At 67.1% G+C, this 13,850-nt stretch carries 9 protein-coding genes; 5 read left to right on the top strand and 4 right to left on the bottom strand.

Annotated features, from left to right (window positions below; translation table 11 throughout):
* The first annotated feature begins 38 nt into the window (after positions 1-38).
* Positions 39-1,070, top strand: a complete 1,032-nt coding sequence (locus AQI94_RS23345; RefSeq protein ID WP_031036213.1) for an alanine racemase — start codon at positions 39-41, stop codon at positions 1,068-1,070.
* A gap of 103 nt (positions 1,071-1,173) precedes the next feature.
* Here the strand turns inward: AQI94_RS23345 and AQI94_RS23340 are convergent, their stop codons facing one another.
* From AQI94_RS23340 to AQI94_RS23330, 3 genes are all read right to left on the bottom strand, one after another.
* Positions 1,174-2,676: a glycosyltransferase family 87 protein gene (locus AQI94_RS23340; RefSeq protein ID WP_031036216.1), complete on the bottom strand. Its 1,503-nt coding sequence runs from the start codon at positions 2,674-2,676 to the stop codon at positions 1,174-1,176.
* A 93-nt stretch (positions 2,677-2,769) separates the two neighbouring features.
* A complete protein-coding gene (locus AQI94_RS23335) occupies positions 2,770-3,297 on the bottom strand; it encodes a hypothetical protein (protein WP_031036220.1) in 528 nt (175 codons plus the stop codon).
* 161 nt (positions 3,298-3,458) lie between these two features.
* Positions 3,459-6,143 (bottom strand): transglycosylase domain-containing protein, encoded by a 2,685-nt coding sequence (locus AQI94_RS23330; RefSeq protein WP_031036223.1) that lies wholly within the window; start codon positions 6,141-6,143, stop codon positions 3,459-3,461.
* Between the two features lie 351 nt (positions 6,144-6,494).
* On the opposite strand from AQI94_RS23330, the gene AQI94_RS23325 reads away from it, so the two are divergent.
* The 3 genes from AQI94_RS23325 to AQI94_RS23315 all read left to right on the top strand — a co-directional run bounded on the left by AQI94_RS23325 (position 6,495) and on the right by AQI94_RS23315 (position 9,665).
* On the top strand, positions 6,495-7,175 hold the full coding sequence (locus AQI94_RS23325) for a PadR family transcriptional regulator (RefSeq protein WP_031036226.1): 681 nt from the start codon (positions 6,495-6,497) through the stop codon (positions 7,173-7,175).
* Between the two features lie 44 nt (positions 7,176-7,219).
* Entirely contained in the window at positions 7,220-8,302 is a 1,083-nt protein-coding gene (locus tag AQI94_RS23320) for an inositol-3-phosphate synthase (RefSeq protein ID WP_031036229.1), read from the top strand.
* Positions 8,303-8,390: 88 nt separating this feature from the next.
* Positions 8,391-9,665, top strand: a complete 1,275-nt coding sequence (locus tag AQI94_RS23315; RefSeq protein ID WP_031036231.1) for an MFS transporter — start codon at positions 8,391-8,393, stop codon at positions 9,663-9,665.
* Between the two features lie 82 nt (positions 9,666-9,747).
* Here the strand turns inward: AQI94_RS23315 and AQI94_RS23310 are convergent, their stop codons facing one another.
* Positions 9,748-11,190, bottom strand: coding sequence for a CCA tRNA nucleotidyltransferase (locus AQI94_RS23310; RefSeq protein ID WP_031036234.1), 1,443 nt, complete (start codon positions 11,188-11,190; stop codon positions 9,748-9,750).
* Between the two features lie 257 nt (positions 11,191-11,447).
* Between AQI94_RS23310 and AQI94_RS23305 the strand changes: the two genes are divergently transcribed.
* Positions 11,448-13,817, top strand: coding sequence for a DUF6049 family protein (locus AQI94_RS23305; RefSeq protein ID WP_031036237.1), 2,370 nt, complete (start codon positions 11,448-11,450; stop codon positions 13,815-13,817).
* The last annotated feature ends 33 nt before the right edge of the window (positions 13,818-13,850 follow it).

Genomic DNA, 13,850 nt, shown 5'->3' with positions numbered 1-13,850 from the left:
GATACACCGCAGCCACTAGAAAGGTTCCGGGTCCGGCCATGGCGCTCACGCTCTACGTCGACACCGCGCGCTGGCGGGCGCACCACAAGCACGTGCAGGAGCAGTTCCCGGGACTCGTCCCGGTCTGCAAGGGCAACGGCTACGGCTTCGGGCACGAGCGGCTGGCGGAGGAGGCCACCCGGCTGGGCTCGGACGTCCTCGCCGTCGGCACGACCTACGAGGCCGCTCGGATCAAGGACTGGTTCGGCGGTGACCTGTTGGTGCTGACGCCGTACCGGCGGGGCGAGGAACCCGTGCCGCTGCCCGACCGGGTGATCCGCTCGGTGTCGTCCATCGACGGGGTCTACGGCCTGGTGGGCGCCCGCGTGGTCATCGAGGTGATGTCCTCGATGAAGCGGCACGGCATCAGTGAGCAGGAACTGCCGCAGTTGCACGCCGCCATAGAGAACGTCCGCCTCGAAGGATTCGCGATCCACCTGCCGCTGGACCGCACCGACGGCTCGGACGCCGTCGAGGAGGTCATCGGCTGGATGGACCGGCTGCGCGCCGCCCGGCTGCCGCTGCACACCATGTTCGTCAGCCACCTCAAGGCCGAGGACCTCGCCCGGCTGCAGCAGCAGTTCCCGCAGACCCGCTTCCGGGCCCGCATCGGAACCCGGCTGTGGCTCGGGGACCACGACTCCACGGAGTACCGCGGCGCCGTCCTGGACGTCACCCGCGTCTCCAAGGGGGACCGCTTCGGCTACCGGCAGCAGAAGGCGGCCTCCGACGGCTTCCTGGTCGTCGTGGCGGGCGGTACGTCGCACGGGGTGGGTCTGGAGGCCCCGAAGGCCCTGCACGGCGTCATGCCGCGCGCCAAGGGGGTGGCTCGGGCCGGCCTGGCCACGGTCAACCGGAACCTTTCTCCGTTCGTCTGGGACGGCAAGCAGCGTTGGTTCGCCGAGCCGCCGCACATGCAGGTCTCCATCCTGTTCGTGCCGTCGGACGCCGCGGAGCCGAAGGTCGGCGAGGAGCTGGTGGCCCATCTGCGGCACACCACCACCCAGTTCGACCGGATCGTCGACCGCTGAGCCCTTTCAGCACCACGGACGGAAAAGGCCGTACACGGGAGGTCCGTGTACGGCCTTTCACACGTATGGCTCAACCGGCGTACGTCGTCCAGAAGTTGTTCGCTCAGAGCGAACGGTCAGTGGGCTCGGGGGCGCCGCCCCACTCGACCTGTGGTCCCTCGAAGTGGGCCGCGTGCCGTGGCGGACGGGCGGCTGGGCCCAGTACGAAGACGTCCTCGGCTCCGTCGAGCACACCGCCCGAGGGATCGTCGTCGCCGGCCCGGCGCACCACGTCCCGTTCCGGCATGAGGATGTCGCGCACGACCATCGCGCACAGGTAGGCCGTGCCCAGCAGATGCAGTCCGATGGCCCAGTGATAGCCATCGGTCGGCAGACCCTTGTGGGCGTTGCCGCTGGTCGTGTACGCGAGGTACATCCAGATCCCCAGGAAGTATGCCACCTCGCACGCCTGCCAGATGAGGAAGTCCCGCCACTTCGGCCGGGCCAGCACGGCCAGCGGCACCATCCACAGGACGTACTGCGGCGAGTAGACCTTGTTGGTGAGGATGAACGCGGCGACGATCAGGAACGCCAGCTGGGCGAAGCGCGGCCGACGCGGGGCGGCCAGGGCCAGCGCCGCGATACCCGCGCAGCACAGCAGCACCAGCAGCGTGGCGAAGGTGTTCACGGTGTCGGTGCTCCACGGGTCGCTGGAGTTCTGCGCCAGGATCAGCCAGAAGGAACCGAAGTCCACGCCCCTCTCCTGGCTGAACGTGTAGAACTTCGACCAGCCGTCGAAGGCGAAGAACATCACCGGCAGGTTCACCACGAGCCAGGAGACGGCCGCCCCGCCCAGCGCCTTGCCGAAGTCCCGCCACTTGCCCGCCCGCCAGCACAGCACGAACAGCGGGCCGAGCAGGAAGACCGGGTAGAGCTTCGCGGCGGTGGCGAGCCCCAGGAGGACACCGAAGGCGAGCGAACGGCCCCGCGCCCACATCAGCATCGCGGAGGCCGTCAGAGCGACCGCCAGCAGGTCCCAGTTGATGGTGGCGGTCAACGCGAAGGCGGGCGCCAGGGCGACCAGCAGACCGTCCCAGGGGCGGCGGGCGTGGGTACGGCTCACGCAGACGACGATGACGGCCGCGCAGACCATCAGCATCCCGGCGTTGACCATCCAGTACCACTGCTCCTGGTGCTGGATGCTGCCGCTTCCGGGTGTGAGCCAGGCGGCGACCTCCATGAACACACCGGTCAGCACCGGGTATTCGAGGTACTGCATGTCACCGGGGAGCTTGTCGAAGTACGGGACGAGTCCGTCGGCGAAGCCACGCCCCTGGTAGAGGTGCGGGATGTCCGAGTAGCACGCGTGGGTGTACTGGGTGCTGGCGCCGAAGAACCAGCCGCCGTTGTAGCAGGGCGCCTTCTGGACCAGGCCGAGCGCGAACACGCCGATGGCCACGAGCGCGATGACCCGGACGGGCGTCCACCAGGAGGTCCCCAGAAGGGCGCGCCGCCCGAGAGGACCGCCGATGAACTCGCTGCCGTTCCTGGAGACCTCGTCGTCCTTGGTCGGACGCACTGGCTCCGACTCGTGCACGCTCGTTGGCGTCGATTCAGCACTGGGCATGCCGCACATCTTGCCGTACAAGGCTGGGCGCACGACGAGGGCCGCCGCATCCTCTCCGGGTACGGCAGCCCTCGCGGCAAGGGGAAACAGCGGTCAGCCGATGGTCGGCGATCCGGTGAGGTCCCAGGTGTGTGCGCCTTCACCATCGTTGTTGATGTTGTAGGTGACGCTGCCGTCCGCGCTCCAACCACCAGTGCCGGAGGCCGTCGTGGAAGTCATGAACCCGCAGTGGAGACTGCCGCTGCGCGAGGTCCCGCGCTCGTCGAAGGAACCCGAGCCGTACAGGTTGAGGTCACCCGACAGGCTGCACGTGCTTTGGTTCTTGACGACGTCGCTGCGCTCGACCCGAACGTGGATGTCGAACTGCTCGAAATTGGCTACAGGGCCGCCCCCGTCGCCCCAGGTACCCTCGGCGTAGGCCAAATGCACGCCTCCGCTCTTCCGGACGCACAGCCTGATCTTGACATCGACGTCGACGCCAGGAGTGTCGAACTCCTTGCTCTGATAGGCGCTACACGTATCAGCGGCCGCAGCCGGGGTCGCCGAGACAAGGCCAAAGCCCGTCAGCAGCACAGACCCCGCCAATGCGGTTCCACCAATTTTCCTGAACGAGCGATTCATACCACTCCATCTTCCGCGAGAACTTCGTGGCCAACTTAACATCGCCCGCGCAGGAAGCTCAAAGCATTTTCCCGGTCGGCCGGTGCCGCGGAAGACACATGAGGCGCATCTCGCCCCGAAGGACTGAAATGCGCCTCATGACAGGAGATCAGGAAAAGGTGCTATCCGGGCGAACCGCCGAATAGGCCCCCATTACCGTTCCCGTTGGTGTTGCCACCGTTCGTATCCGTTGATGTGGCCGTAGGTGTCGGGCTCACGCCTCCGTCGGTGCCACCGTTGTTCGTACCGCCCGCGTCGGTGCACTGCCACTCGAACCGACAGGTCTCACTCGCCGTGGGCGTCGGAGACGGGAAGGACTCGCTGGGGGTCGGGGTGGGCGTTGGACTGGCCGACTCGCTCTGTGTGGGTGTCGGCGTGGGCGTCGGGCTCGGCACATCGTTGACGACCTCACCGATCGGTTCCGGCGCCGGGAAGTCCATCGACTTCTGGCCCTTCAGCGCCTCCTCCATGTAGTCGTGCCAGATCTCGGAGGGGAACGACGCACCATGGATCTTCTCCTGGCCACCCGTTCCGTACATTTCCAGGAAGGTACGGCTCTTATTGCTCTCGTCATCGTCGTAACGGAACATCGTGATTGCAGTGGACAATTGCGGGGTATACCCCACGAACCACGCGGACTTGTTGCCGTCCGTGGTACCGGTCTTGCCCGCCACATCACGACCTGGCAGCCGGGCGTTGGTACCCGTACCTTTCTCCACCACAGTCTTCAGAACGTCGGTCACATTGTTGGCGACGTTCGGCGTGAAAGCTTCTTTCGTCTTTTTCTTGTGGACGAAATCCACGCCCTTCTCGCTGGTGACCTTCTCCACGGAATACGGGGTGTTCTGATTGCCGCTGGCGGCGAAGGTGGCGTAGGCACCGGCCATGCGGATCGCGCTCGGGTCGGAGATGCCGATGGAGAAGGACGGGTAGTTGGTGCCCGTCAGGCTGTTCTCCAGCAGCCCGGCATCCAGGGCCGCCTCCTTCACCTTGTCCAGGCCGACGTCCATACCGAGCTGGACGAAGGCAGAGTTCACCGACTCCCGCATCGCCTCACGAAGGTCGATCTGGTACTGGGGCGGAGAGCCGTAGGACTGCTTGCCGTCGTTCTCCTGGTTCCACTCCTTGCCCTTCTCGTTCTTCCAGATCGAGCCGTCGTAGTTCTTGATCTTGAGGTCGTTCTTGCCGCTGTACAGGCTCTTCGGCGAGGCGACGGTGCGCTCGTCCTGAGCCTGGCTCTCGCCCAGATCAGGGTCGCGCACGCCCCACTTCATCGCTGCCGCGAGCACGAAGGTCTTGAACGTCGAACCGACCTGGGCACCAGTCGAGTCGCAGTTGTTGGTGAAGTGCTTGGTCGCGTCCTCGCCGCCGTAGCACGCGCGGATCGCGCCGGTGGCCGGGTCCACGGAAGCCCCGCCGAACTGAACGTGGGTGTCCGTGTCCGGGCGTTTGTCAGGCTTGATGTTGGCCTTGCGAACCTTGTCGACGGCCTGCTGAAGCTCCTGAACCTTCTTCTTGTCGAAGGTCGTGTAGATCGAGTAGCCGCCCTGCTGAAGGTCGTTCGCGGTGATCTTCGTGTTGTTGATCAGATAGGCCTTGGCCAGGTCGACGAGGTAACCGGTCTGACCGCTGAGCCTGGTGTTCGACCGCGGGTTCTTCACCGGGGGAAGCGTTGTGTACCGGGCGCGGTCCGTGGGACTCAGGTAGTTGTACTCGAGCATCTTGTCGAGCGTGTCCTGCATCTGACGCGTAGCCCGCCGCTTGTTGGCGTCCGGGGTGGCGGTCGGGTCGATGGAGATCGCGCCCGCCGGATCGTAGTAAGTGGCGCCCTTGAGCATCGCCGCCAGGAAGGCGCACTCACCCGGGTTCAGGTCCTCAGCGTCCTTGTCGAAATACGCCCGTGCCGCGGCTTGGATGCCGTAGGCGTTGCGTCCGTAGTAGGCGGAGTTCAGGTAGCCGGCCATGATGTCGTCCTTGGAGACGGTGGTCCCGACTTTGATCGAGATGAAGATCTCCTTGAACTTTCGCGAGACCGTCTGCGACTGGTCGTCCAGGCGCGCGTTCTTCACGTACTGCTGGGTGATGGTGGAGCCACCCTGCGTGTTGGCACCTCTGGCCATGTTGAATACGGCGCGGGCGATGCCCTTGGGGTCGATGCCGTTGTCCGTGTAGAAGGTCTTGTTTTCCTGGGAGACGACGGCGTGCTGCATCGCCTTCGGGATTTGGGCGAGCTTGACGATCTGTCGGTTGGTCTCACCGCCGGTCGCGACCATCTGGCTGCCGTCGGACCAGTAGAAGACATTATTCTGCGCCGTCGCGGTCTGTGCCGGGTCAGGCACGGCCACGACCGCGTATCCGATGCCGGCGACCGCGACCAGACTGCCGATGAACCCGATGAACAGCCCTGCCGCCAGCCTCCAGGACGGTACCCAGCGCGCCACGCCGTACCTGCCCGCGCGCGGATAGTCGATGAACCGCTTCTTGCCGGCCTCGGACGCGCGCCCGCGACCGGTCGGCGCCCCGCGCCGGCTCCCGCGGCCCGGCTCCGCCCCTCTGCGGCGACCACCGCCGCCTGTGCTTCTCTGGGACGCACGGCGGGCCTCGGCGCGGCTGCCGTACGAACGTTCCTCGCCTCCCGGGCCGTACGAACCCGACTCCTGGGAACTCGTCCCATAGGAGTCGGCAAGAGACCCGGTGGCGCCTCGCGGTGCCGCGCGGCGGCCGGAGGACGAGCCGGACTGGCCGCGTCGGGCCGCGGCACGTCCGCCTCCCTGCGGCTGCGGCGGTTTGCGACGGTGCTCGCTCATCGAACGACTACTCCTCGGGCAGGCGCACCTTTGCGCGCCTGGAAACGGCGGCTGGTTTCCGGTCCCCCCGAAGTACGGATGTGGTCGGTTCCGCATTCATCCGTACCGCACCGGGACAGCGACGCCCCCCAGGCGTCACTCGGTTCCCGGTGGTGTGCATGCCGCACAGACTACGCACCGTCAAAACCCGCCGAGCCCCGAAGTTCACCCCAAAACAGGCAACTTGGTTCACATGAATCGTTGATGTGATCCCGTTCACCGTCCCCCCACTTGTCGCTTCCGGAAGGGCGTTCTATCGTCTTGATGTATCGAGTCGATACATCGGTGCGAGACAGTCAAGAGGAGGCGACGATGAGCCGGCGTGCCGGGATCCTCGAATTCGCCGTACTCGGCCTGCTCCGCGAGTCCCCGATGCACGGCTATGAGCTGCGTAAACGTCTCAACACGTCACTGGGTGTGTTCCGCGCGTTCAGTTACGGCACGCTCTACCCCTGCCTCAAGACGCTGGTCGCCAACGGCTGGTTGATCGAGGAACCGGGGCACACCACCGAGGACGCCCTCGCCGCACCACTCGCAGGGCGTCGCGCCAAGATCGTCTATCGGTTGACGGCGGAAGGTAAGGAGCACTTCGAGGAACTGCTCTCGCAGACGGGTCCCGACGCGTACGAGGACGAGCACTTCGCTGCTCGTTTCGCCTTCTTCGGGCAGACCTCGCGCGACGTCCGCATGCGAGTCCTCGAAGGCCGCCGCAGCCGACTGGAGGAGCGCCTGGAGAAGATGAGTGCCTCGCTGGCACGCACCCGGGAGCGCCTCGACGACTACACGCTTGAGCTCCAGCGCCACGGGATGGAGTCCGTGGAGCGCGAAGTGCGCTGGCTGAACGAGCTCATCGAGAGCGAGCGGGCCGGCCGGGACCTGAAGGGTCCCGGCCGTGGAGAACCCACTCGCGACACCACAGAGGGAGCGCCGGGCGTCCTGCCCCGGCCCGGGGACACCCCCGGGCCGGATACGCCCGGCGACACCGCCACGTGAGGTCCCTGCCAGGGCCTCACTCGTACACACAGGGAGCAACCGGAATGGGTTCGGTTCGCGTAGCCGTCGTCGGCGTGGGCAACTGCGCCGCGTCGCTGGTTCAGGGCGTCGAGTACTACAAGGACGCCGATCCGGCGGCCAGGGTCCCCGGACTGATGCATGTCCAGTTCGGCGAGTACCACGTGCGTGACGTCGAGTTCGTCGCCGCGTTCGACGTGGACGCCAAGAAGGTCGGCCTCGACCTGTCGGACGCCATCGGAGCGTCCGAGAACAACACCATCAAGATCTGCGACGTGCCCAACACCGGTGTCACCGTCCAGCGCGGCCACACCCTCGACGGTCTCGGCAAGTACTACCGCGAGACGATCGAGGAGTCCGCCGAGGCCCCGGTAGACGTCGTCCAGATCCTCAAGGACAAGCAGGTCGACGTCCTCGTCTGCTACCTGCCCGTCGGTTCCGAGGACGCGGCGAAGTTCTACGCCCAGTGCGCCATCGACGCCAAGGTCGCGTTCGTCAACGCCCTTCCGGTCTTCATCGCCGGCACCAAGGAGTGGGCGGACAAGTTCACCGAGGCGGGCGTCCCGATCATCGGTGACGACATCAAGTCCCAGGTCGGCGCCACCATCACGCACCGCGTCATGGCGAAGCTGTTCGAGGACCGCGGCGTGATCCTGGACCGCACGATGCAGCTGAACGTCGGCGGCAACATGGACTTCAAGAACATGCTCGAGCGCGAGCGCCTGGAGTCCAAGAAGATCTCCAAGACGCAGGCCGTGACCTCCCAGATCCCCGACCGGGACATGGGAGCGAAGAACGTCCACATCGGCCCGTCGGACTACGTGGCCTGGCTCGACGACCGCAAGTGGGCGTACGTCCGTCTTGAGGGCCGCGCCTTCGGTGACGTCCCGCTGAACCTGGAGTACAAGCTCGAGGTCTGGGACTCCCCGAACTCCGCCGGTGTCATCATCGACGCCCTGCGCGCCGCGAAGATCGCCAAGGACCGCGGCATCGGTGGCCCGATCCTGTCGGCCTCCAGCTACTTCATGAAGTCCCCGCCGGTCCAGTACTTCGACGACGAGGCCCGCGAGAACGTCGAGAAGTTCATCAAGGGTGAGGTCGAGCGCTAAGGCTCACCGAAAACGCTCCTGCCAGGGCTGCGGAGGGTCCTCGGGCTGTACAGCCCGAGGACCCTCGCCGTGTGTGAGGCTGTGCCCCATGTCCGTCGTCCGCGATCTGCGTGTCCTTCTCCGCTTCCGGGACTTCCGGCGTCTGCTCTCGGTACGTCTGCTCTCCCAGGGCGCGGACGGCGTCTTCCAGATCGCACTCGCCGCCTACGTCGTGTTCTCCCCAGAGAAGCAGACCTCAGCCACCGCGATCGCCTCGGCGATGGCGGTCCTGCTGCTCCCTTACTCCTTGGTCGGCCCGTTCGCCGGCGTCCTCCTGGACCGCTGGCGGCGCCGCCAGGTCTTCCTCTACGGCAACCTCGTGCGCGCCCTGCTGGCAGCGGGGACAGCCGTCCTGATGCTGAGCCACGTCCCGGACTGGCTCTTCTACGTCTCCGCCCTGTGCGTCACCGCCGTCAACCGCTTCGTCCTGTCCGGCCTCTCGGCCGCACTGCCCCGCGTCGTGGACGAGGAACGGCTGGTGATCGCCAACTCGCTCTCCCCGACCGCCGGAACGCTCGCCGCGACCGTGGGCGGTGGCCTGGCTTTCGTCGTACGGCTACTGGTCGCCGACTCCGACGCAGCCGTTGTGCTGCTGGGAGCGGGGCTGTACCTGTGCGGTGCCCTCGCCGCACTGCGTATCCCACCGGACCTGCTGGGCCCCGACCGTGAGTTGATCCGGCCCCGCCTGGACGCTGCCCTCGCCGGAACGGCCCGCGACCTGGCCGCCGGTGTACGGCACCTTGCCGCACCCCCACGTCGGTCGGCGGCCCGGGCGCTCGGGGCGATGTCGGTCATGCGGTTCTGTTACGGGGCTCTGCTCGTCACGGTGCTGATGCTCTGCCGGTACGCCCTGACGTCGGATCCGGACGACGGACTCGCCCTGCTGGGACTGGCGTTGGGAATCTCCGGTGCCGGCTTCTTCGTCGCCGCGGTCATCACTCCTTGGGCGGCGGGGAAACTCGGCCCGCAGCGCTGGATCGTCGTGTGCGCGGCAACCGCCGCAGCACTGGAACCCACCCTCGGGCTCCCCTTCGCCACCGTCCCCATGCTCGTCGCGGCGTTCGTCCTGGGCCTCATCACCCAGGGCGCGAAGATCGCCACGGACACGATCGTGCAGTCGTCCGTCGACGACGGGTTCCGGGGCCGGATCTTCTCCGTCTACGACGTCCTGTTCAACATCGCTTTCGTGGGAGCCGCAGCCGTGGCCGCCCTGGTCCTGCCGCCGGACGGACGCTCGGCGCCCCTGGTGATCGGTGTCGCCGTGCTCTACGCAGTGATCGCCGTGGCGATGACGAAGGAACGGCAGATGGCGACAGAGCGATGAAGGGGCGATGTTTCACGTGAAACACCGCCCCCCCAGCGCTTGGGGTCATGTTTCACGTGAAACATGACCCCGTTTCACGGCCTCAGCCCTGCGCGGCCCACCACTCCTTGAGGGCGGCCACTGCTTCGTCGTGCCCCATCGGCCCGTTCTCCAGACGGAGCTCCAACATGTGCTTGTACGCGCGACCCACGGCAGGACCGGGTCCCACGCCGAGGATCTCCATGATCTGGTTGCCGTCGAGGTCGGGCCTGATCGAGTCCAGCTCCTCCTGCTCCTGAAGCTGGGAGATCCGCTCCTCCAGACCGTCGTAGGCACGCGACAGGGTGGCCGCCTTGCGCTTGTTCCTCGTCGTGCAGTCCGAACGGGTCAGCTTGTGGAGCCGGTCGAGCAAAGGGCCCGCGTCCCGCACATAGCGGCGAACCGCCGAGTCCGTCCACTCCCCGTCGCCGTATCCGTGGAAACGCAGATGAAGCTCGACGAGCCGCGAGACGTCCTTCACCAGGTCGTTGGAGTACTTGAGTGCCGTCATCCGCTTCTTGGTCATTTTGGCTCCGACCACTTCATGGTGGTGGAACGAGACCCGGCCGTCCTTCTCGAAACGGCGGGTGCGCGGCTTGCCGATGTCGTGGAGCAGCGCGGACAGGCGGAGGGTGAGGTCGGGCCCTTCCTTCTCCAGCGCGATGGCCTGCTCCAGGACGATCAGCGTGTGTTCGTAGACGTCCTTGTGCCGGTGGTGCTCATCACTCTCCAGCCGCAGGGCCGGCAGCTCCGGCAGGACATGCTCGGCGAGGCCCGTGTCGACCAGCAGTGTCAGTCCCTTGCGCGGATGGGCGGACAGCACGAGCTTGTTCAGCTCGTCCCTCACCCGCTCCGCGGAGACGATCTCCAGGCGCCCGGACATCTCCGTCATCGCGGTGACCACCTCGGGCGCCACCTCGAAGTCGAGCTGCGCCGCGAACCGTGCGGCCCGCATCATCCGCAGCGGATCGTCCGAGAAGGACGCCTCCGGAGTACCCGGCGTCCGCAGCACACGCGCCGCGAGGTCGTCGAGGCCGCCGTGCGGGTCGATGAACTTCTTCTCCGGGAGCGCGACGGCCATCGCGTTCACGGTGAAGTCACGCCGGACGAGGTCCTCCTCGATGGAGTCGCCGTACGACACCTCGGGCTTGCGTGAGGTGCGGTCGTACGCCTCGGACCGGTAGGTGGTCACCTCGATGAGGTAGCCGTCCTTCTGCGCCCCCACGGTGCCGAAGGCGATCCCGACCTCCCAGACGGCGTCCGCCCACGGCCGGACGATCTTCAACACGTCCTGAGGACGGGCGTCGGTCGTGAAGTCCAGGTCGTTGCCGAGCCGCCCGAGCAGTGCGTCCCGGACCGAACCGCCGACGAGGGCGAGTGAGAACCCGGCCTGCTGGAAGCGGCGGGCGAGATCGTCGGCGACAGGCGTGACCTCAAGCAGTTCGTTCACCGCGCGGTCCTGCACCTGATACGGGGCACTGAGGTTGTCTTCGTTGGCGTTCGGCACAACAGAAGAGGGTACGTGGCCCGGGCGTCCGCGGGCGCCTCCATTGAACGTGCACAGACTCGCCATCGGGACCTGCACAAGGTCTGCTCCGAAGGCTCACGGGCACGCTCCCCTTTATACGTGCACATTCAGGACAGCGCGGGGGCGTCCCCCGATCTTGTGGACCGGTCCGCGGCACTTCCCCTCAGCGCGCATCGTTACCATGCGTGGACGCACATTCCGACGACCACTGACGACGACGAGGGACGGGCGAGCGCGTGGCCGAGGCGGCAGACTTCCAGGGGACGAGTCCCTCACCTGCCCGCCGCTGGCTGCGGCGCACCGGAGCCCTGCTCGCAGGGGTCCCCCTACTGGCCGGCCTGTGCCAGCTTCCCGCCGCGGCACCCGCTGAGGCCGCCGACGCCTCCGGGTCCGTTTCCGTCGCGATCGACACCCTCAGCCCCAGCGCGCCTACGGACGGTGACACTCTCACCGTCTCGGGGACAGTGACCAACAACGGCAAGCAGGCTGTCACCGCCGCCCACGTCGGGCTGCAGGTGGGTCCCGAGCTGAACACCCGCTCGTCGATCGACACCGTCAGCGACGGCAAGGACTCCCTCCAGGGCGCCACCGGATCCGAGGTCGACGGCAAGTACGAGGCGAAGTTCGCGAAACTGACCCCCGGGGTCGCCGAGCCCTTCTCCCTCTCCGTGCCGGTCGACGAGCTGGACCTCGGTGACGCCGGGGTCTACCAGCTCGCCGTCTCCCTGTCGGGCAGGACCGCCGCACAGTCGTGGGATCAGCAGCTGGGCATCCAGCGAACCTTCCTGCCGTGGCAGTCCGACGAGGCGGACACGAAGACGAAGACAACGTTCCTGTGGCCGCTGATCTCCTCCGTGCACATGACGGCGGAGACCGGCTCGAACGCCCAGCAGACGCCCGTCTTCCTCGACGACGACCTCGCCAAGGAGATCTCGGCGGGCGGCCGACTGGACCAGATGCTGTCGCTGGGCGAGAACCTGGACGTCACCTGGGTGATCGACCCGGACCTGCTGGCGTCCGTCGACGCGATGACCCACAGCTACCGGATCCAGGGCGAGGGCGACACCACCACCCCGGGCACCCACCAGGCACTCGCCAAGCAGTGGCTGGCCAGGCTGCAGAAGGCGGTGGAGGACAAGGAGGTCGTGGCGCTTCCGTTCGCCGATCCCGACCTCGCCTCCCTGGCCCACAACGGCACGAGCGTCACCGGCTCGCTCAGCCACCTCGACGAGGCCACCGACGTCGCGGCGACCACGGTGCGCACCGTGCTCCACGTGACGCCGAGCACCGACTTCGCCTGGCCCGTGAACGGCGCGGTGGACCGGTCGATCGTCAAGGTCGCCACCTCCGCCGGAGCCGACAAGGTGATCGCCCGCAGCGACAGCCTCCAGGAGACCGCCGGCCTGTCGTACACGCCTTCCGCGGCCCGTCCCATCGGGGGCGGCACCACGGCGGTCGTCGCCGACGCACGGCTGTCGACGGCCTTTCAGGGCGATCTGACGAAGGCCTCCTCCGCCACCCTCGCCGTCCAGCGGTTCCTCGCCCAGAGCCTCGCTCTCGATCTCCAGACGCACAAGCAGCGCAGCATCGTCGTCGCCCCGCAGCGCATGCCCACGGCGAGCCAGGCCGATGCCATGGCCGAAGCGATCACCGCGCTGCAGGGCGGGAACTGGTCACAGACCCAGAAGCTCTCGGCGGCGGCCGCGGCCAAGCCCGACCCCGGAGCCACCACCAAGGTGCCCGCCGCGTCCGCCTACCCCGCCTCGCTGCGCAAGCAGGAGCTGCCGAAGTGGGCCTTCCAGCAGATCGCGAGCACACAGAACAAGCTCGACAACTTCAAGGTGATCCTCTTCGACCAGTCCCGTGTGGTGACCCCCTTCGGGCTGGCCATGAACCGCGGAATGTCCACGTCGTGGCGGGGCAACGCCACCGAGGCGAGCAGCTTCCGCAGCGACGTCGAGACGTATCTCGACGAACTGATCTCCCAGATCAGCCTGATCGACAAGTCGGAGACCAAGCTCTCCGGCCGCAGCGCCACGATCCCCGTGACGGTGCAGAACAACCTGGTGCAGGGAGTGCAACACCTGAGGCTGCGGCTGACCTCGCTGAGCCCCAACCGGCTCGAGATCGGTGGCTCCTCCTACGACGAGCAGGCGGTCGAGGTCTCCGGCGGGCACAGCCAGACGGTGAAGTTCACCACGACGGCCAACGCCAACGGCAAGGCCTCGGTGATCGCCCAGCTGTACACGGAGGACGGCCAACCGTACGGCCAGGCCGTCAGGTTCGACGTGAAGGTCACCGAGTTCACGGCCACCGTGATGCTGGTCATCGGCGGCGGTGTCCTGCTGCTGGTGCTGGCAGGATTCCGGATGTACACCCAGCGCAAGCGCGCGGCCGCCCGTGAGGCCGAGGAGAACGGCCCCGACGACGAGACGGGCGAAGCCGCGGACGGTCCGGAGAACCCGGAAGGTCCCGAGGACCGTCTCACGGAGGAGGCCGACTCCGGGCCCGGGGCAGAGGACCCGGAGCAGCCGAGTGACCTGACGGCGGACACCGCAGCGCAAAACGCCGACCCGTCCGGCACGGGTGAGAGAGTGGACCGTTGAGGATGTCGTGGCCGGTGGGCCCGGGACGATGAG

Source organism: Streptomyces pseudovenezuelae, assembly GCF_001513955.1.
Classification (GTDB): Bacteria; Actinomycetota; Actinomycetes; order Streptomycetales; family Streptomycetaceae; genus Streptomyces; species Streptomyces pseudovenezuelae.
This window is presented reverse-complemented; position numbering and strand designations above follow the sequence as displayed.